At 71.7% G+C, this 23144-nt stretch carries 20 protein-coding genes; 10 read left to right on the top strand and 10 right to left on the bottom strand.

The window, feature by feature from the left end; all coding sequences use genetic code 11:
• Window positions 1-174 precede the first annotated feature (174 nt).
• The 6 genes from ACWD5Q_RS25280 to ACWD5Q_RS25255 are packed head-to-tail and all read right to left on the bottom strand — an operon-like array spanning window position 175 to window position 5862.
• Window positions 175-324 carry a hypothetical protein gene (locus ACWD5Q_RS25280; RefSeq protein ID WP_451429314.1) on the bottom strand — a complete coding sequence of 50 codons (150 nt, stop codon included), beginning with the start codon at window positions 322-324 and terminating at the stop codon, window positions 175-177.
• Between the two features lie 14 nt (window positions 325-338).
• Entirely contained in the window at window positions 339-1649 is a 1311-nt protein-coding gene (locus tag ACWD5Q_RS25275) for a DUF58 domain-containing protein (protein ID WP_451429313.1), read from the bottom strand.
• On the bottom strand, window positions 1649-2638 hold the full coding sequence (locus ACWD5Q_RS25270; protein ID WP_451429317.1) for an AAA family ATPase: 990 nt from the start codon (window positions 2636-2638) through the stop codon (window positions 1649-1651). Before ACWD5Q_RS25270 ends, ACWD5Q_RS25275 begins: the two co-directional genes overlap by 1 nt.
• Window positions 2638-3828 carry a DUF4350 domain-containing protein gene (locus ACWD5Q_RS25265; RefSeq protein ID WP_451429312.1) on the bottom strand — a complete coding sequence of 397 codons (1191 nt, stop codon included), beginning with the start codon at window positions 3826-3828 and terminating at the stop codon, window positions 2638-2640. Before ACWD5Q_RS25265 ends, ACWD5Q_RS25270 begins: the two co-directional genes overlap by 1 nt.
• Complete coding sequence (locus tag ACWD5Q_RS25260; RefSeq protein WP_451429311.1) at window positions 3825-4538, bottom strand: DUF4129 domain-containing protein; 714 nt, start codon at window positions 4536-4538, stop codon at window positions 3825-3827. The genes ACWD5Q_RS25265 and ACWD5Q_RS25260 overlap by 4 nt, the downstream gene beginning before the upstream one ends.
• Before the next feature lie 4 nt (window positions 4539-4542).
• Window positions 4543-5862, bottom strand: a complete 1320-nt coding sequence (locus tag ACWD5Q_RS25255; RefSeq protein ID WP_451429310.1) for a glycerophosphoryl diester phosphodiesterase membrane domain-containing protein — start codon at window positions 5860-5862, stop codon at window positions 4543-4545.
• A gap of 141 nt (window positions 5863-6003) precedes the next feature.
• Here ACWD5Q_RS25255 and mtnA point away from each other — a divergent pair, with 141 nt between their 5' ends.
• The 7 genes from mtnA to ACWD5Q_RS25220 all read left to right on the top strand — a co-directional run bounded on the left by mtnA (window position 6004) and on the right by ACWD5Q_RS25220 (window position 14752).
• Window positions 6004-7149, top strand: a complete 1146-nt coding sequence (mtnA, locus tag ACWD5Q_RS25250; protein WP_451429309.1) for an S-methyl-5-thioribose-1-phosphate isomerase — start codon at window positions 6004-6006, stop codon at window positions 7147-7149.
• 8 nt (window positions 7150-7157) lie between these two features.
• Window positions 7158-7847, top strand: a complete 690-nt coding sequence (gene mtrA / locus ACWD5Q_RS25245; protein ID WP_451429308.1) for a two-component system response regulator MtrA — start codon at window positions 7158-7160, stop codon at window positions 7845-7847.
• A gap of 1 nt (window position 7848) precedes the next feature.
• A complete protein-coding gene (mtrB, locus tag ACWD5Q_RS25240; RefSeq protein WP_451429307.1) occupies window positions 7849-9864 on the top strand; it encodes an MtrAB system histidine kinase MtrB in 2016 nt (671 codons plus the stop codon).
• Window positions 9865-10081: 217 nt separating this feature from the next.
• On the top strand, window positions 10082-11824 hold the full coding sequence (locus ACWD5Q_RS25235) for an LpqB family beta-propeller domain-containing protein (protein WP_451429306.1): 1743 nt from the start codon (window positions 10082-10084) through the stop codon (window positions 11822-11824).
• Between the two features lie 115 nt (window positions 11825-11939).
• The gene (locus tag ACWD5Q_RS25230) at window positions 11940-12794 is read left to right on the top strand and encodes a ComF family protein (RefSeq protein ID WP_451429305.1); all 855 of its coding nucleotides are present in this window, start codon (window positions 11940-11942) and stop codon (window positions 12792-12794) included.
• A gap of 309 nt (window positions 12795-13103) precedes the next feature.
• Window positions 13104-13796, top strand: coding sequence for a ribosome hibernation-promoting factor, HPF/YfiA family (gene hpf / locus ACWD5Q_RS25225; protein ID WP_451429304.1), 693 nt, complete (start codon window positions 13104-13106; stop codon window positions 13794-13796).
• A 209-nt stretch (window positions 13797-14005) separates the two neighbouring features.
• Complete coding sequence (locus ACWD5Q_RS25220; protein ID WP_451429303.1) at window positions 14006-14752, top strand: response regulator; 747 nt, start codon at window positions 14006-14008, stop codon at window positions 14750-14752.
• A 61-nt stretch (window positions 14753-14813) separates the two neighbouring features.
• Here ACWD5Q_RS25220 and ACWD5Q_RS25215 read toward each other — a convergent pair whose 3' ends face one another.
• Window positions 14814-16016 (bottom strand): winged helix-turn-helix domain-containing protein, encoded by a 1203-nt coding sequence (locus ACWD5Q_RS25215; protein ID WP_451429302.1) that lies wholly within the window; start codon window positions 16014-16016, stop codon window positions 14814-14816.
• A 73-nt stretch (window positions 16017-16089) separates the two neighbouring features.
• Window positions 16090-16668, bottom strand: coding sequence for a GNAT family N-acetyltransferase (locus ACWD5Q_RS25210; RefSeq protein WP_451429301.1), 579 nt, complete (start codon window positions 16666-16668; stop codon window positions 16090-16092).
• 299 nt (window positions 16669-16967) lie between these two features.
• On the opposite strand from ACWD5Q_RS25210, the gene secA reads away from it, so the two are divergent.
• Entirely contained in the window at window positions 16968-19784 is a 2817-nt protein-coding gene (gene secA, locus ACWD5Q_RS25205; protein ID WP_451429300.1) for a preprotein translocase subunit SecA, read from the top strand.
• 560 nt (window positions 19785-20344) lie between these two features.
• Here the strand turns inward: secA and ACWD5Q_RS25200 are convergent.
• Window positions 20345-20926 carry an Rv3235 family protein gene (locus ACWD5Q_RS25200; RefSeq protein WP_451429299.1) on the bottom strand — a complete coding sequence of 194 codons (582 nt, stop codon included), beginning with the start codon at window positions 20924-20926 and terminating at the stop codon, window positions 20345-20347.
• A 343-nt stretch (window positions 20927-21269) separates the two neighbouring features.
• On the opposite strand from ACWD5Q_RS25200, the gene ACWD5Q_RS25195 reads away from it, so the two are divergent.
• Window positions 21270-21785 carry a DUF6912 family protein gene (locus ACWD5Q_RS25195; protein ID WP_451429298.1) on the top strand — a complete coding sequence of 172 codons (516 nt, stop codon included), beginning with the start codon at window positions 21270-21272 and terminating at the stop codon, window positions 21783-21785.
• A gap of 69 nt (window positions 21786-21854) precedes the next feature.
• Window positions 21855-22520, top strand: coding sequence for an HAD family hydrolase (locus ACWD5Q_RS25190; RefSeq protein ID WP_451429297.1), 666 nt, complete (start codon window positions 21855-21857; stop codon window positions 22518-22520).
• 37 nt (window positions 22521-22557) lie between these two features.
• Here the strand turns inward: ACWD5Q_RS25190 and ACWD5Q_RS25185 are convergent, their stop codons facing one another.
• Window positions 22558-23124: a DJ-1/PfpI family protein gene (locus ACWD5Q_RS25185; protein WP_451429296.1), complete on the bottom strand. Its 567-nt coding sequence runs from the start codon at window positions 23122-23124 to the stop codon at window positions 22558-22560.
• Window positions 23125-23144: the final 20 nt, after the last annotated feature.

The following is a 23144-nucleotide window of genomic DNA, read 5'->3' as shown; positions in this document are numbered from 1 at the left end:
GGTACTGCAGGGGGGACCCTGTGGGAGAGTAGGACGCCGCCGAACAATCTTTGGAGGAAACCCCCGTGCCAGTCGGCACGGGGGTTTTCTGCGTTCAGGAGCCTCCGAGGCGGCCCAGCTCGGCCGGAGCCGACGGGGAACGGTCCGGGGCCCAGGTCGCCCAACGTCACACGGTCACAGCAGCCAGACGCCAAGGGCGGCGATGGCAAGGCCGATCGTGAGGATCACGACGTCCTCGGCCGGGTTCTGGAAATCCGAAAGCCGATCGCGGCCGTCCACGCGGTCCGTGAGATGACCAGCGACTTCACGATGATGGATCTTCATGGGGGCACGTGCTGTCAGAGACGGCCCGCCGCCTTCAGCGCCAGATAGGCGTCCGCCAGTGCCGGTGCCAGATCCTCCGGTGCCGCGTCCACGACCGTGACGCCGTGACGGCGTAGTTGTTCCGCCGTACGGGTGCGCTCTGCCTGGGCCCGTGCCGCCGCCGCGGCCTCGTACACCGCGTCGATGTCTCCGCGCGACGTCGCCATACGGGCGACGCGCGGATCGGCGACCGAGGCGAGCAGGACCGTATGACGACGAGTGAGGCGGGAGAGCACGGGCAGCAGTTCCTCCTCCACCGGTGCCGTATCGAGGGTGGTCAACAGGACGAGCAAGGAACGGCGGGGGGCCGTGCGGAGCGCGGTGGCCGTCAGCCCTCGGGCGTCCGTTTCGATGAGTTCCGGTTCCAGCGTCGCCATGGCGTTGACCAGGGCCGGCAGGACCTCACGGGCGGCGCGGCCCTGGACCAGGGCGCGCACCCGGCGGTCGTAGGCGAGCAGGTCAACCCGGTCACCGGCCCGGGAGGCCAGGGCGGCCAGCAGCAGCGCCGCGTCCATGGAGGCGTCCAGGCGCGGCGCGTCGCCGACCCGCCCGGCGGACGTCCGGCCGGTGTCCAGGACCAGGAGGATGTGGCGGTCGCGTTCGGGCCGCCAGGTGCGCACGGCGACCGTGGTCTGACGGGCCGTCGCGCGCCAGTCGATGGAGCGGGTGTCGTCGCCGGGGACGTAGTCGCGCAGACTGTCGAACTCCGTGCCCTCGCCGCGGATCAACACGCTGGTCCGGCCGTCCAGTTCGCGGAGGCGGGCCAGTTTGGAGGGAAGGTGCTTGCGGCTGGCGAAGGGAGGCAGGACCCGTACGGTCCACGGGACCCTGTGGGTGCCCTGGCGGGAGAAGAGACCGAGGGGGCCGTAGGAGCGGATCGTGACGCGGTCGGCGTGGCGGTCGCCCCGGCGGGTGGGGGTGAGACGGGTCGTGACCCGGCGGCGTTCGCCCGGAGGGACCGTCAGACGGTGGCGGGACGCGGCCACTTCGGTGCCCGGCCGCCAGCTGCTGGGCGGCCAGGCGTCTCGGAGACGGGCACGCAGGGGCCGACCGGACGGGTTGGTGACGGTGAGCGTCACGTCGGCCGCGTCGCCCAGGCGTACGGAGGTGTCGCCGGACCTGGTCAGGCCGAGGCGGCGTACGGGAGCGGCCAGGGCGAAGTCGCAGACGCAGGCCAGGACGAGTGAGCCGTTGACGGCGAGGACGCCCGTCCAGTCGGGTGCCCAGATGCCGACCGGGAGGGTGCCGAGTGCCGCGAGGAGCGCGGCTCGTCCGGTGAGTGCCATCAGCGGGGCACGGGGACGTGGGCGAGGATCGCGTTGATGACCGAGTCCGCGGTCACGCCTTCCATCTCCGCCTCCGGGCGGAGTTGGACCCGGTGACGGAGCGTCGGGAGGGCCAGGGCCTTCACGTCGTCGGGGGTGACGTAGTCACGGCCCGTCAGCCAGGCCCAGGCGCGGGACGTGGCCAGCAGCGCCGTCGCCCCACGGGGTGACACACCGAGGGTGAGTGACGGGGACTCACGGGTGGCGCGGCAGATGTCCACCACGTAGGCGGTGATTTCGGGGGACACCGTCGTCTTGGCGACGGAGGCGCGAGCCGCTTCGAGATCGGCTGCGTTCGCCACCGGGCGTACGCCGGCGGCGCGCAGGTCGCGCGGGTTGAAGCCGGCGGCGTGGCGGGTGAGGACGTCGATCTCGTCCTGGCGGGACGGGAGAGGGATCGTCAGTTTGAGCAGGAAGCGGTCCAGTTGGGCTTCCGGGAGGGGGTAGGTGCCCTCGTACTCGACCGGGTTCTGGGTTGCGGCGACCAGGAACGGTTCGGGGAGCGGTCGCGGGGTGCCGTCGACCGTGACCTGGCGCTCCTCCATGGCTTCGAGGAGGGACGACTGCGTCTTCGGCGGGGTCCGGTTGATCTCGTCCGCGAGGAGCAGGTTGGTGAAGACCGGCCCGGGCTGGAAGGAGAACTCGGCGGTGCGTGCGTCGTAGACGAGGGAGCCGGTGATGTCGCTCGGCATCAGGTCCGGGGTGAACTGGACGCGTTTGGTGCCGAGTTCCAGGGCCGCGGAAAGGGCGCGGACGAGCAGGGTCTTGGCGACCCCGGGGACTCCTTCGAGGAGTACGTGTCCGCGGCACAGGAGGGCGACGACGAGGCCGGTGACTGCGGGGTCCTGGCCGACCACGGCTTTGGCGATCTCGGCGCGCAGGGCCTCCAGGGAGGCTCGGACGGTGTCCGGGTCCCCGGTGTTCCCGGCGTTGTCAGTGGTCGGGTCCATCATGGACGGCGTACCTCTCTTTCGAGGGCGTCGAGTTGGTCGGCGAGGGCGATCAGGGCCGCGTCGTCGCCGGGCGGCGGGCCGAAGAGGAGGGGGTGCAGGGACGGTCCGTCGTCGTGGAGGTGGGCGGACAGCGCGGGGAGCAGGGCCTCGGGCGCGTGCGCCTGGGCGAGGGGGATGCCTACGAGGGGAGCGAGGCGGGTGCGGGTGGTGGAGCGCAGAGCGGAGGCCGCGCGGTCGCGGGCACGCGCCTTGCGGTAGAGGCGGGCGCGGCCTTCGACGGTCTCGGAGGCGCGGATCGCGACGGGGAGTTTCTCGGGGACGAGCGGGCCCAGCCGGCGTGCCCGCCACAGGGCGGCCAGGGCTGCGGCGATGAAGAGCTGGAGTGTGCCCCACAGCCAGCCCGAGGGGAGCAGGTCGAAGAAGCTGCGGCGGCCCGGGTCGGTGGCCGAGGTGTCGGAGAGCGAGGGGAGGTACCAGACCAAGTGGGTGCGGGAACCGAGCAGTTGGAGGGCGAGGGAGGCGTTGCCCTGCTTGTCGAGGCGGTTGTTGTAGAGGATGTCGGGCGCGCCGAGGACGACGGTGTCGCCGCTTCCGGACGTGGCCGGCAGCCGCAGCAGGGTGGGCAGGCCGTCGCTGGGGTAGCAGCGGTCGGCGTGGGCGGCGGACGTGAGGTAGCGGATCCCGCCCGTGTCGGCGGCGCCCGCGCGCCGGGCGGCGGGCAACGCGCAGCCGGGGTCCAGCAGCGACTCGAAGCTGGGTGCGGGGTCCGCCGAGACTCCCGGGGCGAGGCCGTCGAGGGAGGTCTGCGGCGCGATCAGGACCGTCCGGCTGCCGGAGTTCTGCGTCGCCTGCTGCAGGCGGGCCTGTTGAGGGCGCGTCAGAAGATCGGGCGCGGCGATCAGGAGCGTGGTGTCGGGGGCGGCGGCGGTGCGTGCCGCGTCGAGGGTGGTGACGACCCGGGTGGAGACGCCTCGTTCGGCGAGGAGCGCGGCGACGGCGTGGCTGCCGTACGGGTCGGCCGAGCGGGGGTCGAGGCGGTCGTGATGAGCGCTGGAGCGGAGGACGGCGATCACGACGGCGCCGACCAGCAGGAGCACGACGGCGAGCAGGACGCCGCGCGACCTGGTCCACAGCTGGCGGGCGGTGGGCGAGGCGGAGGCGGCGGGGAGCGTGGCCTCGGAGGTCATCCGGCGGCTCCAGGGCGGGCGTCGGGGGCCGTGGTGGGGGTGCTGTCGGTGAGCTGGGGCTTGGCGCGCTCCAGGTCGTCGTCGAGGGCGGCGAGGCGGCGGTACGTTCCTTCGCCCGCGGTCCGGCCGCCGTATATGACGTCGTCGAAGTCCCGGGCGGCGACGCGGAGTCGGTCCGCGTGGTCGGGGAGGGCGCGGCCGGCCTCGGTGGCGGCCTCGTCGGCGGTGCGGCCGGGGCGTACGTCGAGAAGGGCGCGTTCCTCCAGGGAGCGGACGACCGCGCGCATGCGTTCCTGGACCGCCTGGTTCCAGTGGCTCTGGGCCGCGTGCGCCTCGGCGGCCGCGCGGTGTTCGGCGGCGCTCTTGGGGCGGTCCTCGAAGAGGGCGGCGGACGAGGGGGGCGTGCGGCGCGGGGTGCCCAGGCGCCACCACAGGGCCCCGAGGAGCGCCAGGACCGCCAGGACGATGACGAGCAGGCCCACGGAGCCGCCCGGCGACGCGGAGGACGCGGTGTCCAAGAGGCCGCTGACCCAGTCCCAGAACGCGTTCAGGGCGCGCTGCAACAGGCTGGGGTCGTTCTCGTGGTACATCCGCTTGGCCAGCTCACGCCGGGCCGCCTCCCGCGCCGGGTCGCGCGGGATCGTGACCGGCTGGTCGCCCGAGCGCCACAGCACCGGTGCGACGGTCCACACTCCCCCCGTCGGACTCACCCTGTCAGCTCCCCGGGGTGACGCCGGTGGTGTCGGCGTCGTAGTCCCGTACGCCGGCGGCACGGGCCAGGTCGAGGTCGAGGGCCTCGCGGCGGATGCGCTGGTCGATGTAGAGCAGCACGGTCACTCCGGCGCTGATCGGAAAGGTGAGAGTGCTGCCGATCACCGAGCCGACGCCGGTGATGATCAGGAACGTCCAGCCGAAGCCTGCGCCGCTGCCGCTCATGAGGTTGCCGACGACGTCACCGCTGAGGACTGTGGCGACGATGGCGAAGGGGATCACGACGAGCGCCCCCACGATGCCCGCGATGATCTGCGCGAGCAGCTGAATACCGAAGACCCGCCACCACGAGCCGCGCACCAGCTTGACGGAGCGGCTCATCGACGTGCGGATGCTCTGTTTCTCGAGCATCAGCGCGGGGGAGGCGAGCGAGAAACGCACCATGATCCATATGGCGACCAGGGTGGCGCCGAGGCCGCCCAGGACGGCCAGCGAGATGCCCGCCGCGGTCGCACCGGAGGCCGCGATGAGGATGCCGGGCACCGTGCCGACGGCGACGATCGCGAGGGCCATGAGCGGCAGCAGGAGCGTCAGGCCGGACAGCTTCAGCAGCTGTGGGCGAGCGTCGCGCCAGGCCTCCGCGATGGTCACGGACCTGCCGAGCACCGCCCGGCTGGTGACGGTCGTGAGCAGGGCGGTCGCGATGATGGTGCCGATCAGGGTCACCAGGAAGACCGCGCCGGAGCTCAGCAGCGTATCGCCCATGGCGCGGCCCACCGCGCTCGCGGAGGAACCGGGGTCGCTGAGGGTGTCCGCGGTGGCCTGGTCGTGGACGAGCTTCTGGAACAGGGTGGTGACGACCTCCGTGAGGACGGAGACGCCGAGCGAGATGCCGAGGACGGCGCGCCAGTGGGTGCGCATGGTGGAGACCGCGCCGTCGAGGATCTCGCCGAGCCCGAGCGGTCGCAGCGGGATCACACCGGGTTTGGCGGCGGGCGGCGGACCCCAGGCCCCGCCCCAGCCGCCGGCCGGGGGCCCGTAACCACCGGGACCGCCGAGGGGAGCCCCGTAACCGGGACCGGCGGGTGCGCCACCGCCCCAGCCGGCTCCGGGCGGCGGCGGGACCTGACCGGGAACCGGAGGATGCGGAGCGCTCCACTGCCCGGGCGGGGGCTGCTCCTTGGACCACTGCGTCGGCGGCTGCGGCTGAGCGCCACCGCTCTGGTCCGAGGGCTGCTCCGGGGGCTGCGCGCCGGTGGCGTCCGGCTGCTCCCCGTCGGAGGGGGCGGATCCGGGCGATGCCCAGCCCGGAGTGTCATTCATCGTCGCTCCTTCACGGTGCCCGCTCCGCGGTCGCGGCGGCGAGTTGCCAGACATCGTGCCACGCGGTGTCCGGTGAGGGACCAGCGGTGGTGTGGGCTGTACACCTTCAATTGTCGGCCGGTTACGGGGCAGACTGACCGCATGGCTGATCAGTACGCGCGACCGGGCGAGGACAACCAGTCGACGGAGATACCCGTGATCCGCTGGGACGAGCCGCCCGAAGGGCCCGTACTGGTCCTTCTCGACCAGAGGAGACTGCCGGCCGAGGAGGTCGAGCTCGTGTGCACGGACGCGTCCGTGCTGGTGGACGCGATCCGCACGCTCGCCGTGCGCGGGGCGCCGCTGCTCGGGATCGCCGGGGCGTACGGTGTGGCGCTCGCCGCCACGCGCGGCTTCGACGTGGAGGAGGCCGCCGCCGCGCTGGCCGGGGCCCGGCCCACCGCGGTGAACCTCGCCGTCGGCGTGCGCAGGGCCCGGGCCGCCCACCGGGCCGCGCTCGCCGGCGGCGGGGGCCTGCGGCAGGCCGCTGAGGCGACGCTGGCCGCCGCGCGCGCCCTGCACCAGGAGGACGCCGAGGCCAGCGCGCGGATGGCGCGGCACGGTCTCACCCTGCTGGACGCGTTGCTGCCGGGCGGCGGGCACCGGGTGCTCACTCACTGCAACACGGGGGCGCTGGTGTCCGGCGGCAGGGGTACGGCGTTCGCGGTGGCGCTCGCGGCGCACCGGGCGGGGCGGTTGCGCAGGCTGTGGGTGGACGAGACGCGTCCCTTGCTGCAAGGTGCTCGTTTGACGGCGTACGAGGCGGCCCGCAACGGGATGGCGTACACCTTGCTCACGGACAACGCGGCCGGTTCCCTGTTCGCGGCGGGCGAGGTGGACGCCGTACTGATCGGGGCGGACCGGATCGCGGCCGACGGTTCGGTGGCGAACAAGGTGGGGAGCTATCCGCTCGCTGTTCTGGCCCGGTACCACCATGTGCCGTTCATCGTGGTGGCGCCGGTGACGACGGTGGATCCCGGCACGCCCGACGGGGCGTCCATCGAGGTGGAGCAGCGGCCCGGGTACGAGGTGACGGAGGTCACCGCGCCCCGGGTGCCGGTGGCGAGAGCGGAAGCGGGAGGCGGGATACCGGTGGCACCCCTGGGGACCCAGGCGTACAACCCGGCGTTCGACGTGACGCCGCCCGAGCTGGTGACGGCGATCGTCACCGAAGAGGGCGTCGTTTCCCCGGTGACGGCCGATGCACTCGCTGCGCTGTGTGACAGGTCACGCCAGGTAACAATTTAGTTAATGGGATGATGTGGTCCATGAAGGGACGAGTCCTTGTCGTCGACGACGACACCGCACTGGCCGAGATGCTCGGCATTGTGCTGCGTGGTGAAGGTTTTGAGCCGTCTTTCGTAGCTGACGGCGACAAGGCGCTGGCCGCTTTCCGCGAGACCAAGCCCGACCTCGTGCTGCTCGACCTGATGCTGCCCGGGCGGGACGGCATCGAGGTGTGCCGCCTGATCAGGGCGGAGTCCGGTGTGCCGATCGTGATGCTCACCGCCAAGAGCGACACCGTGGATGTGGTGGTCGGCCTCGAGTCGGGTGCGGATGACTACATCGTGAAGCCGTTCAAGCCGAAGGAGCTGGTGGCCCGGATCCGGGCGCGGCTGCGCAGGTCCGAGGAGCCGGCGCCCGAGCAGCTCACGATCGGTGACCTCGTCATCGACGTGGCCGGTCACTCGGTGAAGCGTGACGGGCAGTCGATCGCGCTGACGCCGCTGGAGTTCGACCTGCTGGTGGCGCTGGCGCGCAAGCCGTGGCAGGTGTTCACCCGCGAGGTCCTGCTCGAGCAGGTCTGGGGCTACCGTCACGCGGCGGACACCCGTCTGGTCAACGTGCATGTCCAGCGGCTGCGTTCCAAGGTCGAGAAGGACCCGGAGCGGCCGGACATCGTGGTGACCGTCCGTGGCGTCGGTTACAAGGCCGGACCGAGCTGAGGTGCCGTTGGACGGTGCCGCTTCGGCTCCCGGTCGGGCGGAGGCCCGCCGGGAGCCGCCTGCCGGGCGGCGCACGGCAGGCTCCGGATGGGGACGGTTCATCGAGGGCGGGCTGCTCCAGGGCGGAGTCCAGGGCAGCCCGGTCCTCCGGCTCGTCATGCGCTGGGTGCGCCGTCCGCTGCTGCCCGTGATGCGGCTGTGGCGGCGCAACATCCAGCTCAAGATCGTCGTCACGACGCTGCTGATGTCCCTGGGCGTCGTGCTGTTGCTGGGCTTCGTCGTCATCGGACAGGTGCGCAACGGTCTGCTCGATGCCAAGGTGAAGGCGTCCCAGAGCCAGGCCGTCGGCGGTTTCACGGTCGCCGGGCAGAAGGCGGACAGTGCGGTCAGCGCGAGCGGCGGCGACGACAACTCGGGCACGGGCAACAACCCGGTGCAGAACGTCAGCGGGTGGATGAGCGATCTCGTCGAGTCGCTCTCCAGCGGTGGCCAGGGCGCCTTCGACGTGGTCACGCTGAGCACCACCGCCGTGGACAGCGGCGACAACCGCGGTCTCGGTCCGCGTGCGTCGGGTGACGTGGACCCCAGCCAGAGCGTGCCGGAGGACCTGCGCCGGCGCGTCGGTGCCGGCATGGGTGTGGCCCAGAGCTACACCCGTATCGTCTACACCGACAGCGACCGCGATCCGCAGCCGGCGCTCATCATCGGCAAGCAGATCAACGACCCGAACGGACACCCCTACCAGCTGTACTACCTCTTCCCGCTCACCCAGGAGGAGAAGTCGCTCAGCCTGGTCAAGGGGACGCTGGCGACCGCCGGGCTGTTCGTCGTGGTGCTCCTCGGGGCCATCGCCTGGCTCGTGGTGCGCCAGGTCGTCACCCCCGTGCGGATGGCGGCGGGCATCGCCGAACGGCTGTCCGCCGGGCGGCTGCAGGAACGTATGAAGGTCACCGGCGAGGACGACATCGCACGTCTGGGCGAGGCCTTCAACAAGATGGCGCAGAACCTCCAGTTGAAGATCCAGCAGCTGGAGGACCTGTCGAGGATGCAGCGGCGGTTCGTGTCGGACGTGTCCCACGAGCTGCGCACGCCCTTGACGACCGTGCGGATGGCGGCCGACGTCATCCATGAGGCGCGCGTCGACTTCGACCCGGTGACCGCGCGGTCGGCGGAACTGCTCGCGGACCAGTTGGACCGTTTCGAGTCGCTGCTCGCGGACCTGCTGGAGATCAGCCGTTTCGACGCGGGCGCGGCGGCCCTGGAGGCCGAGCCGATCGACCTGCGCGAGGTCGTGCGACGGGTGGTGAGCGGGGCCGAGCCGCTTGCCGAGCGCAAGGGGACGCGGATACGCGTCGTCGGCGACCAGCAGCCCGTCGTCGCGGAAGCCGACGCCCGGCGGGTGGAGCGGGTGCTGCGCAACCTGGTCGTCAACGCGGTCGAGCACGGTGAGGGCAGGGACGTCATCGTCAAGCTCGCCGCGGCGGGCGGCGCGGTCGCGATCGCGGTGCGGGACTACGGCGTGGGGCTCAAGCCGGGCGAGGCGACCCGGGTGTTCAGCCGGTTCTGGCGGGCGGATCCGGCACGCGCCCGTACCACCGGTGGTACGGGCCTGGGGCTGTCGATCGCCCTGGAGGACGCCCGGCTGCACGGTGGCTGGCTGCAGGCGTGGGGCGAGCCGGGCGGCGGTTCGCAGTTCCGGCTGACGCTGCCGCGGACCGCGGACGAGCAGCTGCGGGGCTCCCCGATACCCCTGGAGCCCAAGGACTCGCGGCGCAACCGCGGGCTGCACGACGCCGGGCTGCCGCGGGGCGGCTCGGACAAGCTCGCCACGGTGCCCGCACAGGCCACGGGCGAGCGGGCCCCGATCGCGCCGAGACTGGCCGCCGTGGCGCCCACGGCCGACCCGACCGCGCTGCCGGGCAACGGCGCGCGGGTGGTGCCGCGGTCCACCGGGGCCGTGCGGCACCGGGAGGACAGCACACAGGACCCGTCGCCGGGCGACGGGCCGCACGAGTAAGTGAGCAAAGGGGAGGCAGTTCGTGGGCGCTGAGAGCTCCGGACAAAAGGGGAGTCCGATCAGCTTGCGGCGTCTGGTGCTTGCGAGCGTGCGTGCCAGACGCCGCGAGCCGGGCGCCGATTCTGTCCGGAGCTCTGAGGGGGGCAGGCGGCGGCGTGCGCCGCGCACGGGCGTGTTCGTCGGCTGTGGCGCCGTACTGCTGGCCGGGTGCGCGTCGATGCCGGACAGCGGGGATCTGCGCGGCGTCGAGTCGACGCCCCGGCAGGACGCCCAGGTCCGGGTGTTCGCGATGCCACCGCGGGAGAACGCCGGGCCCGCGGAGATCGTGCAGGGTTTCCTGGAGGCGCTGACCAGTGACGACCCGCGGTACGAGACGGCCCGTAAGTATTTGACCGCCGGCGCGTCGCGCGTGTGGCACCCGGACCAGTCCACCACGGTGCTGTCCGACGGGCCGAACACCGTGCCCGAGCACAGCAGGACCCGGGAGGCGGACGATGACTACTCGTACACGCTGACGGGCAGCGAGTTCGCCGTCGTGGACGCCCAGCACGCGTACAGGCCGGCCTCGGGGACGTACAGCAGGACCGTGCACCTCACGCTGGAGAAGAAGACCAACCAGTGGCGCATCGACTCGCTGCCGCAGGGTGTGGTCATGGGCAGGTCCGACTTCCAGCGCAACTATGTGTCGGTCAACAAGTACTACTACGCCTCGAACGTGCCCGCCGCGGAGGGCGGACAGCTGAGCACCGTCGCCGACCCGGTGTACGTGCGCAGCAAGGTGGACGCCGTCACGGCGACGGTCCGTGCGCTGCTGAAGGGCCCCACACACTGGCTGGACCCGGTCGCGACGTCGAGCTTCCCCTCGGGGACCGCGCTCAGGAAGGACGTCACCTCGCTGTCGCCCGACGACCAGAACACGCTGACGGTGCCGCTCGACGACAGGGCCGACCGGGTGGGGCGGACACAGTGCTCGCGGATGGCGGCCCAACTGCTGTTCACGCTGCAGGATCTGACACCGACGGGTGTGAACCAGGTCGAGCTGGAGCGCTCCGACGGCAGGAGGCTGTGCGAGCTGAACGAGGCCCGGGCCGAGATCATCGCCTCGCACGGCACGGCCAAAGCGCCCGAGTACGAGTACTTCATCGACGGCAGGCAGCGGCTGGTCAGGCTGCCGAGCGGCAGCGGTTCCAACCAGTTCGACCCGGTGCCGGGCGCCCTGGGCGAGGGGGTCAGGAGGCTGCGAGCGGCCGCCGTCTCGCGTGACGAGGACCGGGCGGCCGGGGTCTCGGCCGACGGGCAGTATCTGTACGTCGCGCCGCTGGAGCCGGGCGCTCCCCTCGGGAACGCGGTGCTGAGCAGTCAGGGCCCGTCGGAGGACGACCGGCTGACGACGCCGAGCTGGGACGGCGGGGGCGATCTGTGGGTGGCGGACCGCGATCCGAGGAACCCTCGGCTCGTGGTGCTGGAGAAGGGCGCCGGCCAACCGGTCGAGGTGCGCACGCCGGGACTCGACGGACGCATCGAGGCGGTCCGGGTGGCGGCCGACGGTGTGCGGATCGCGCTGATCGTGAAGAAGGACGGCAAGACGTCCCTGCAGATCGGGCGGGTCGAGCGGGAGAACGGGGCCGACGGGCGGCCCGCCGTGTCGATCCTCGAACTGCGTTCCGTCACTCCCCAGTTGGAGGAGGTCACAGCCATGTCCTGGGCCGGGGACAGCCGGCTCGTGGTGGTCGGACGCGAGTCGGGCGGGGTGCAGCAGATGCGCTACGTTCAGGTCGACGGCTCCGTGCCGGCGGGCAACGCGCCGCCCTCGCCGACCGGGGTGAAGCAGATCGCGGCGTCCGAGGACGAGCGGCTGCCGCTGGTGGCCTACTCGGAGGACGGGATCGTGCGGCTGTCGGCCGGGGCGCAGTGGCAGAAGGTCGTCAAGGCGGGGGCGGCTCCGGTCTATCCGGGGTGAACCGCCGGACCGCTGCCGGACCGCCGGGGCCCGGCCGGCATGCGCCCCTCGGTTGTCCACAGGGAGTTTTCCACAGGCCTGGCAGGCCGCTTCTCGCCTTGGCACAGTGGTGGCCATGCGGGGGTGGTGGCAGGACCTCACCGATCTGGTGCTGCCCGCCGAGTGCGGAGGCTGCGGGAGGCCGCGCACGGTGCTCTGCCCGGAGTGCCGAGCGGCCCTGCAGGGGAGCGCACCGCGGCGGGTGCGACCGGTGCCGGAGCCGGCGGGGCTGCCCGTGGTGCACGCGGCGGCTGCCTACGGGGGCGCGGTGCGCGCCCTGCTGCTGGCCCACAAGGAGCGGGGCGTCCTGATGCTCGCGAGGCCGCTCGGTACGGCGCTGGCCGGGGCCGTACGGGCGGGGCTGGGCGAGGACCGGGCCGGTGACGCACGGCCGGGTGTGCTGCTGGTGCCCGTCCCCTCCTCGCGTCGGGCGGTGCGGGCGAGGGGGCACGACCCCGCGCGGCGGATCGCGCTGGCTGCCGCGGGGGAGCTGCGCCGGACGGGGACGGCGGCCCGGGTGGCGGCCGTGCTGCGGCAGCGGCGGGCGGTGGCCGACCAGTCGGGGCTCGGTTCCCGGCAGCGGCTGGTCAACCTCGCCGGCGCGCTGGAGGTGGCCGAAGGGGGCGCGCGGCTGCTGACCGGCGGGCCGGTGGTGATCGTCGACGACCTGATGACGACGGGAGCGTCAGTGGCGGAGGCGGCGCGCGCGGTACGGGCCGCGGTCGGGCACCCTCGAATGAGGGACACGGAGGTGTATGCGCGCGCGGCAGGGGAAGCAAGGGGGGAACGAAGAGCGCGGGAGGCGACGGCAGGGCCGGCCCGGGTGCGGTGGCCATCGGGAAGAACCGCTGCTCACGGCGGTGCGGACGGGATCCGTGCGGCCGTGATCGCGGCGCCTGCGGACTCTTTCGCATTCACCGGAACTGACTGAGAACTTGCATCGTTGCAGGTAATGAGCAGGTCAATTCACCGGAATGGAGGTACGCCGCGGTAGAGGGTGACGACATCCGTCCGGGCGAGATATGTTCGGTTGTGAGAGAAAGGCGCAGGCCGTCCCTCGCTTATTCGAATGTGCGCTGCGGGCTTTCTGCAATCGCCCGCAGCCGTGGGAGGGGGCCTCGCACACGGGGGAGGAGGAGGTGGCAGTCACCGAGTCCGCGGCTCCGGAGTTCACCGGAGCCTGGTGCACAAGGGAGATGCTCCGCCGGGAATGCGGAGCGATCCGGGAACGGAGTTCTGCGTGGACATCGTCGTCAAGGGCCGCAAGACAGAGGTGCCCGAGCGGTTCCGGAAGCACGTGGCCGAGAAGCTGAAGCTGGACAAGATCCAGAAGCTGGATGCCAAGGTGATCAGCCTGGACGTCGAGGTGTCCAAGGAGCCCAACCCCCGACAGGCCGATCGCTGTGACCGAGTGGAGATCACCCTCCGCTCCCGCGGTCCGGTGATCAGGGCGGAGGCGGCGGCCAGCGATCCGTATGCGGCACTCGACCTGGCGTCGGAGAAGCTCGAGGCGCGGCTGCGCAGGGAGCACGACAAGCGCCATACCCGCCGCGGAGTCCGCAGGCTCACGGCGGCCGAGGTGCCCGACCACGTTCCGGGCGCCGCGACCCTCAACGGCAGCGGCATCGTCGTGTCGGAGGAAGAGGCGGACGGCGTGCCGACCAAGAAGATCGGATCGCTCGAGGTGCAGGGCGAAGGCCCCCTCATCGTCCGCGAGAAGACACATGTCGCGTCCCCGATGTCGCTCGACCAGGCCCTCTACGAGATGGAGCTGGTCGGACACGACTTCTATCTGTTCGTCGACTCCGAGAGCAAGCAACCCAGCGTCGTCTACCGCCGGCACGCCTATGACTACGGCGTCATCCACCTGAGCACCGACCAGATGGTGGCTCAGACGCAGGCGGCCGAGGCGGGCGGAGTGGTCGGCGGCTGATTCCCGCCGAGTGACGGCTGTACCGGTGTGCCCCTGGGAGAGCCCCTGCGCCCCCAGGGGCACCGGTGTGTGGCTATTTCTCGCCGCGTTCGGTCATCGGGCGGTCGCCCGGGCATGGAATCATGGCCGTAACGGCTCAACCGGTGGGCCGTTGCCTTGGGTTGGCGATGGCACAGGACCACGGGCCACAGCCTTCAGGGGGAGGAACGATGGCCGACAGCTTCGGACCGATGCGTGACGCGGATGCCGACGGCGGCGTCGTCGGCATGGGCCCGGAGACGGGCTCTGCGGGCGGCGAGCCCATCCGCGTCCTGGTCGTGGACGACCACGCGCTCTTCCGTCGCGGCCTGGAGATCGTGCTGGCCGCCGAGGAGGACATCCAGGTGGTCGGCGAGGCGGGAGACGGCGCGGAGGCGGTCGACAAGGCGGCCGATCTGCTGCCCGACATCGTGCTCATGGACGTGCGGATGCCCAAGCGGGGCGGGATCGAGGCCTGTACCTCCATCAAGGAGGTGGTGCCCAGCGCCAAGATCATCATGCTGACGATCAGCGACGAGGAGGCCGACCTCTACGACGCCATCAAGGCGGGTGCGACCGGGTACCTCCTCAAAGAGATCTCCACGGACGAGGTGGCCACGGCCATTCGCGCGGTCGCCGACGGCCAGTCGCAGATCAGCCCCTCCATGGCGTCGAAGCTCCTCACCGAGTTCAAGTCGATGATCCAGCGGACCGACGAGCGCCGGCTGGTCCCGGCGCCGCGGCTCACCGACCGTGAGCTGGAGGTCCTCAAGCTCGTCGCCACCGGAATGAACAACCGGGACATCGCCAAGGAGCTGTTCATCTCCGAGAACACCGTGAAGAACCACGTGCGCAACATCCTGGAGAAGCTGCAACTGCACTCCAGGATGGAGGCCGTGGTCTACGCGATGCGGGAGAAGATCCTCGAGATCCGCTAGCGGGCGGGCCCCGGCAGCCGGCGAGCAGCCGGGGGCCGGTTCGGAGCCCTGAGGGCTCGCGTCAGTCCAGCGCGCGGGACAGCTCCCGGGTCAGCGGCTCCCGCAGGGCCGGAGCGTCCACCCGCTCCACGCGTACGTTCGTGCAGTCCACCCAGGACGCCGCCTCCAACAGGGCCTGGGCCACCGCCGGGACCGCCCGGGGATCCTCCAGCGTGACCTGCTTCGCGACCAGGGTGCCGCCCTCACGCGCCGGGTCCACCCGGCCGACCAGCCGGCCGCCGGCGAGCACCGGCATCGCGAAGTAGCCGTGGACCCGCTTCGGCCTGGGGACATAGGCCTCCAGGCGGTGCGTGAAGCCGAAGATCCGCTCCGTGCGCGCCCGCTCCCAGATCAGGGAGTCGAAGGGCGACAGAAGCGTCGTACGGTGGCGGCCGCGCGGCGGGGTCGCGAGCGCCGCCGGATCCGCCCACGCCGGTCTGCCCCAGCCCTCGACCGTCACCGGGACCAGGCCCGAGTCCTCGATCACCGCGTCGACCTGCTCGCCCTTGAGACGGTGGTAGTCAGCGATGTCCGCGCGCGTGCCGACGCCGAGGGACTGGCCGGCGAGCCGCACCAGCCGGCGCAGGCACTCGGCGTCGTCCAGCTCGTCGTGCAGCAGGGCCTCAGGGACGGCGCGCTCGGCGAGGTCGTACACCCGTTTCCAGCCGCGTCGCTCGACGCACGCCACCTCGCCGTACATCAGCGCGCGCTCCACCGCGACCTTCGTGCCGGACCAGTCCCACCACTCGCTGGTCCTCTTCGCACCGCCCAGGTCCGTGGCGGTGAGCGGGCCCTCGGCGCGCAGCTGCTTGACGACCTGCTCGTAGACGCCGTCCGGCAGCGCGTGATTCCAGTGCGGGCGCGAGCGGTAGGCGCGGCGGCGGAAGGCGAAGTGGGGCCACTCCTCGATGGGGAGGATGCAGGCGGCGTGCGACCAGTACTCGAAGGCGTGGGGGTGGGGCGCGGCCGGACCGGCGGGCGACGGCGTCCAGTACGCCGCGTCGACCGAGCTGCGGCCTATCGCGCCGAGGCGGGCGTACGCGATGACTTCATGGGAGCGGGCGAGGACCGAGATGGTGTCGAGCTGGACCGCGCCGAGGTGGCGCAGGACCCCGCGGACGCCGGCCCTGCGGTCGGGGGCCCCGAGGAAGCCCTGGGCCCGCAGGGCGATGCGGCGGGCTTCGTCGGCGGTCAGTTCGGCGGCGGGAGGCGGGAGGCTCGGCATGGGTCACACCGTAGGGCCTGCCACTGACACCGCCGGGTGGGCCGGGACCCCGCCCCCGCGGTACGGCCCGTGGCTACGCCGGCCGGGACGGGGCCGGCAGATACGGCGCCGACGGGGGCAGGCCCAGATCGGACGGCAGGAGCGAACCCACCCAGCAGTCCCGGCGGACCCCCTTGTTGATGATCGCGGAGCGCAGGATGCCCTCGATGGAGAAGCCCGCGCGTTCCGCGACCGCCCGCGAGCCCGCGTTGCCCACCTCGGCACGCCACTCCAGGCGGTCGATCGACCGCTCGGTGAAGGCCCAGCGTGCCGCGGTGAGTGTCGCCTCCGTGACGTAGCCGTTGCCCCGGTGTTCCTTCGCCGTCCAATAGCCCACCTCGGCGACGTCCAGGGAGCGCATCGTCAGACCGAGCATGCTCACCAGCTCCCCCGAGGGCAGGAAGACGCCGAAGGTGAACATCGAGGCGTCCGCCCAGCCGTCGGGGGCTATCCGGCCGACGAACACTTCCGCGTGCTCCCGCAGGTACGGCGACGGGATCGTGGTCCAGCGCTGGATGTCGGGGTCCTGGGCGGCCGCGAACACCGCGTCGGCGTCACCGGGGTCCACGGTGCGCAACAGGAGGCGTTCGGAGGTCAGAGTGACGGGGTCCATCGCCCGATTCTGCTCGGGTCCCCGCCCGGCTGCCACGGCATTTCGCGCCGCCCCGCGTGCCCCCCGCCGGACGGGGCGCGGGCGCCACGCCGTCGGGTCTCCTCCCGCGTCATCGCGTGAGCGGCCGGTTACTTTTCGTGGCACGGACGCGGCACCTTCCGTCACGCCCGTCCGTTGTCCTCATGGCTGTCGGCGACAGACCTCCCGGCGTGGCGGGGTCCTCGCTTACGATGGCCGTTGCTCAAGCTGTCATACGTAACCGACCGTCCCAGGCCCGACCGGCAAGGAGACAAACCCCCGTGTCCGTCCTCTCGAAGATCATGCGTGCAGGCGAAGGCAAGATCCTGCGCAAGCTGCACCGCATCGCGGACCAGGTCAACTCCATCGAAGAGGACTTCGTCGACCTCTCCGACGCCGAGCTGCGGGCCCTCACCGATGAGTACAAGCAGCGGTACGCCGACGGTGAGAGCCTTGACGACCTGCTGCCCGAGGCGTTCGCCACCGTGCGCGAGGCCGCCAAGCGCGTCCTCGGCCAGCGGCACTACGACGTGCAGATGATGGGCGGCGCCGCGCTCCACCTCGGCTATGTCGCCGAGATGAAGACCGGTGAGGGCAAGACCCTGGTCGGCACGCTGCCCGCTTATCTCAACGCCATCTCCGGAGACGGCGTCCACATCGTCACGGTCAACGACTACCTGGCCGAGCGGGACTCCGAGATGATGGGCCGCGTCCACCGGTTCCTGGGTCTGACCGTCGGCTGCATCCTGGCGAACATGACCCCGGCCCAGCGCCGCGAGCAGTACGCGTGCGACATCACCTACGGCACGAACAACGAATTCGGCTTCGACTACCTCCGCGACAACATGGCGTGGTCGCAGGACGAGCTGGTCCAGCGGGGCCACAACTTCGCCGTCGTCGACGAGGTCGACTCCATCCTCATCGACGAGGCCCGTACGCCGCTGATCATCTCCGGCCCGGCCGACCAGGCCACCAAGTGGTACGGCGACTTCGCCAAGCTGGTCACGCGCCTGAAGCGCGGCGAGGCGGGCAACCCGCTGAAGGGCGTCGAGGAGACCGGCGACTACGACGTCGACGAGAAGAAGCGCACGGTCGCCATCCACGAGGCCGGCGTCACCAAGGTCGAGGACTGGCTGGGCATCGACAACCTCTACGAGTCGGTGAACACCCCGCTGGTGGGCTACCTGAACAACGCCATCAAGGCCAAGGAGCTCTTCAAGCGCGACAAGGACTACGTCGTCATCGACGGCGAGGTCATGATCGTCGACGAGCACACCGGCCGTATCCTCGCCGGCCGCCGCTACAACGAGGGCATGCACCAGGCGATCGAGGCGAAGGAAGGGGTGGACATCAAGGACGAGAACCAGACACTCGCCACGATCACCTTGCAGAACTTCTTCCGCCTGTACAACAAGCTCTCCGGCATGACCGGTACGGCGATGACCGAGGCCGCCGAGTTCCACCAGATCTACAAGCTCGGCGTGGTCCCGATCCCGACCAACAGGCCGATGGTCCGCAAGGACCAGTCGGACCTGATCTACCGCACCGAGGTCGCCAAGTTCGAGGCGGTCGTCGACGACATCTCGGAGAAGCACGAGAAGGGCCAGCCGATCCTGGTCGGCACCACCTCGGTCGAGAAGTCCGAGTACCTCTCGCAGCAGCTCAGCAAGCGCGGCATCCAGCACGAGGTGCTGAACGCCAAGCACCACGAGCGCGAGGCGGTGATCGTCGCCCAGGCCGGCCGCAAGGGCGCCGTGACCGTGGCCACCAACATGGCCGGCCGTGGTACGGACATCAAGCTCGGCGGCAACCCCGAGGACCTCGCCGAGGCCGAGCTGCGCCAGCGCGGGCTCGACCCCGAGGAGCACATCGAGGAGTGGGCGCAGGCCCTGCCCGCCGCCCTGGAGCGCGCCGAGCACGCGGTCAAGGCCGAGAAGGACGAGGTCGAGGACCTGGGCGGCCTGTATGTGCTGGGCACCGAGCGCCACGAGTCCCGCCGCATCGACAACCAGCTGCGCGGTCGTAGCGGCCGCCAGGGCGACCCCGGCGAGTCCCGCTTCTACCTCTCGCTGGGTGACGACCTGATGCGCCTGTTCAAGGCCCAGATGGTCGAGCGCGTGATGTCCATGGCGAACGTCCCGGACGACGTGCCGATCGAGAACAAGATGGTCACGCGCGCGATCGCGTCCGCCCAGTCGCAGGTCGAGACGCAGAACTTCGAGACCCGGAAGAACGTCCTCAAGTACGACGAGGTCCTCAACCGGCAGCGCGAGGTCATCTACGGCGAGCGGCGCCGCGTCCTGGAGGGCGAGGACCTGCAGGAGCAGATCCAGCACTTCACGCACGACACGATCGACGCCTACGTCGCGGCCGAGACCGCCGAGGGCTTCGCCGAGGAATGGGACCTGGACCGGCTGTGGGGCGCTTTCAAGCAGCTCTACCCGGTGAAGATCACCATCGAGGAGCTGGAGGAGGCCGCGGGCGACCGTGCCGGGCTGACCGCCGAGTTCATCGCCGAGTCCATCAAGGACGACATCCACGAGCAGTACGAACAGCGTGAGGGGCAGCTCGGCTCCGAGATCATGCGTGAGCTGGAGCGCCGGGTCGTGCTGTCCGTCCTGGACCGCAAGTGGCGCGAGCACCTCTACGAGATGGACTACCTCCAGGAGGGCATCGGCCTGCGCGCGATGGCGCAGAAGGACCCGCTGGTCGAGTACCAGCGCGAGGGCTTCGACATGTTCACCGCCATGATGGAGGGCATCAAGGAGGAGTCCGTCGGCTATCTGTTCAACCTGGAGGTCCAGGTCGAGCAGCAGGTCGAGGAGGTCCCCGTCGCGGACGCCGCCCAGCCCTCCCTGGAGAAGGAGGAGGCCGTGGCGGCCCAGGCGGCCCGCCCGGAGATCCGCGCCAAGGGCCTGGAAGCCCCGCAGCGCCGCGAGCGGCTGCACTTCTCCGCGCCGACCGTGGACGGTGAGGGCGGCATCGTCGAGGGCGACTTCGCCGGCGACGACGGCGAGCCGGTGCGCTCGGAGGCGGACGGCCTCACCCGTGCGGAGCGCCGCAAGCAGGCCAAGGGCAGCCGCCGCCGCAAGAAGTGACGCCGTCGCTTGAGGCGGCGGAGCGGTCGGCCGCCGCCTCAAGCGACGGCCGGACGTCGGCGCCATGCCGGAGTGCGGTGATGGCGCCCCGCGCGTTGCCGTCCGGCGGCAGCGGCAGCACGGCTGTGTGAGGGGCCGGGCACCCGAGGGTGCCCGGCCCCTCATGTCGTCGGGCCCCCGGCCGTCCGCTCGCCGTCGGGCTGGGAGCTTTTGGCTGCCGGCCGTCGGGCCCCCGGTCGTTTGGCTTCTGGCTGTCGGGCCCCCGGTCGTTTGGCTCCCGGCCGTTGTGCCCCCGGTCGTCGGGCCCGCTAGCCGTCGCGGCCTGTCGGTCGTCAGGCCCGCTGGTCGTTGGGCGTGCCGGTCGTCGCGGCCTGTCGGCCGTCAGGCCCCCGGTCGACCGCTTGCCGCGGGCCGGGAGCTTTTGGCCGCCGGCCGAAGGGCCCGCCAGTCATCGCGGCCTGTCAGTCGTCGGGCCCGCTGGCCGTCGGGCCTGCCGGCCGACAGGCGCCCGGTCATCGCGACCTGTCAGCCGTCGGCCGGCAGGGGGCGGCCCGCAGGGGTCAGTCTTCGTCCGCCCGTGGTGGCCGGGGTCCGCCCAGTTCCACCGCTGTGCAGCGCCAGCGGTGGTCGGGGCCGCACTCCAGGCGGAATGCCATGGCGCGCAGTTGGTCGCCCGCGCCGATCCGGGCGAAGGCCTCGATGGCACCCGGGCGCGGGACGTAGTAGCCGATGTCGCGGACGACCGGACGGGTGCCGTGGGTGCGCAGCGGGCCGTGTGCGGCGAGCCGGGCCAGCTCGTCGTAGGCCCGGCCGACGGTGTGGCGGAGCATGCTGTGCACCGGGCGCTGACCGCTGAGCACCGACAGCAGACGGTCGGCGAAGAGGTCCGTCGGGCGGGGCTGGGGGACCGTCGCCGCCGCCTGGCCCGCGACGCCGGGTGGTGCCGCTCCCGGGGCGCCCTGCGCCGGTACCGTGGCCGGTGTGCGGGGGCTCGGCGCCGTGGTGCCGGACAGGCCCGGGCCGGGGGTCCTGCGGCGAGGGGTGCCGCCGGGGCGGCGGGTGTCGTGGCGGACCGGCGGGCGCCCGCCAGGCCGGGACTTCGCCGGGGTCGTCGTGCTGTTTCTGGTCATCACCTTGTTCATGCGGGATCCCCGTTTCACGCGGAGGTGGATACCGGTCGGTAACTTCTCGGTGGGGATCCTGTACGAGGCGGACCGGGTGCGTGGCGAGGCCGCGGCGGCGCGGGGGCGGCCGAAAGGTTCACGCATCAGGGTGAGGGGCCGGGCGGGAGTCAGTGGTGCGGGTGGGACGGGCAGGGTGATCCGCGGGCGTCCTGGTTGACGGTGCGGAACGGTGCCGGCGGGGCCCGAAGGGGGACGCCCGCACGTATCCTGGGGTGACTCGCCGGAGGCGCGGAACGATCTGCGTGGGGTCCCCGACCGGGGCTTGTCCGGCGTCCCTGACCGACTACGAAAGCGGCTCGTCATGCGCGTCTACGTCCCTCTGACCCTCCCCGGTCTCGCCGAGGCGTACAAGACGGGCGAGCTGGGCGCGGGACCGGTCGTCGCGTACGCCGTCACGCCCGCCCTGCGTGAGTGGTACCTCTCCGACGACATCGAGGAGCTGGAGTACGCGGCGCTGAGCCGGTCCGCACTGGGCTCCCTGCGGCTGCTGGCGGCGGACCCGGGGGCGCCGCGGCGCCGGGTCGTCGTCGCGGTCGACGTGCCGGACGGCACGGCGGCGGTCGACCCGGACCGTGGCCTCGATCCGGCCGCGCTCGGCGAGGTGCGGATCGCGGGGGCCGTGCCACTGGCCAAGGCGGCCGCGGTGCACGTCGACGCGGCCGACGCGGAGGCGGACGTGACCGAGGCGGCCCGGGCGCTCCCGGCGGCGGAGGACGGGGACGACGGCGCACAGTTCGTCGTGGACGGGGCCGAGGACCACGAACTGCTTTGGTATGCGACGCAGGAGATTCCGAATCTCCTGATCCTGGGTCGCTGACCTGGTCTTTTCCGGTCTTCGAGGTCAAGGCGGCGGTGATTGTCAGTGGCACCGGGTACGTTTTCCGGCATGGGGACGCAGGGAAACGCGCACATTGTGTGGGACTGGAACGGGACGCTGTTCCACGACAATGAAGCGATCATCGGGGCGACGAACGCGGCCTTCACGGAGCTGGGCCTGGAGCCGATCACGCTGGAGCGGTACCGGGCGCTGTACTGCGTGCCGGTGCCGAAGTTCTACGAGCGGCTGACGGGGCGGCTGCCCACCGACACCGAGTGGGAGGTCATGGACGAGACCTTCCACCACTACTACGCGGAGCACCGGGTCCGGTGCGGGCTGACCGAAGGCGCGGCGGAGCTGCTCGCGGGCTGGCGGTCGGCGGGCCGCAGCCAGTCCCTCCTGAGCATGTACGCGCACGAGGAGCTCGTGCCGCTCGTGCGCGGCTTCGGGATCGAGACGCACTTCCTGCGGGTGGAAGGGCGGGTCGGTCCTTCCGGGGGCAGCAAGGCCGAGCACATGGTCCGCCACATACGGGCCCTCGGCGACGTCGCCCCCTCGCGCACGGTGGTGATCGGGGACGCCGCCGACGACGCGGTCGCCGCCCGGCACGTCGGAGCGCGGGCCGTTCTGTACACCGGGGGCTCACACGGCCGCGCCAGCCTGGAGGAGGTCGGTGTGCCGGTGGTCGACACGCTGGAGGAGGCGGTCGCGGAGGCCGAGCGTCTGGCGGCCTGAGGGGACGCGCCGGGGCGCCGCACCGCCCCGCCCGGACTCAGCTCACCGGCGCCTTCGCCCGCAGCACGGTCAGGAACTCACGCATCCAAGGGGAGTGATCCGGCCAGGCGCGGGAGGAGACGAGGGTGCCGTCGACGACCGCCTCGGCGTCCTGGAAGGTGGCTCCGGCCGCCTGCATGTCCAGTTCCAGCGCCGGGTAGGCCGTGACGCGCCGCCCGCGCAGGGCGTCGACCGCGGCGGTGAGCAGCGGGCCGTGGCAGATCTGGGCGACCGGCTTGTCGGTGTCGAAGAACGACTTGACGATCTTGCGGAGTTCGGGGTCGTTGCGGAGGTACTCCGGGGCGCGCCCGCCGGGGATGACCAGGGCGACGTAGGCACCGGGGTCGACATCGCAGAAGGCGAGGTCGGCGGGCCAGGTGTAGCCGGGTTTCTCGGTGTACGTGTCGAAACCGGGTTCGAAGTCGTGGACGACGAAGCGGAGGGTCTTCTGGGTGGGTGCGGCGATGTGGACCTCGTAGCCCTCTTCGCGAAGGCGCTGGTAGGGGTACAGGACCTCCAGTGATTCCGCCGCGTCGCCGGTGACGATCAGGATCTTCTGCGTCATGTCCGCTGTGCTCCCCTCGG

This window comes from Streptomyces sp. NPDC002513, from assembly GCF_053595355.1.
The sequence above is the reverse complement of the archived record's forward strand: the minus strand, read 5'-3'. Positions and strand labels throughout refer to the sequence as shown.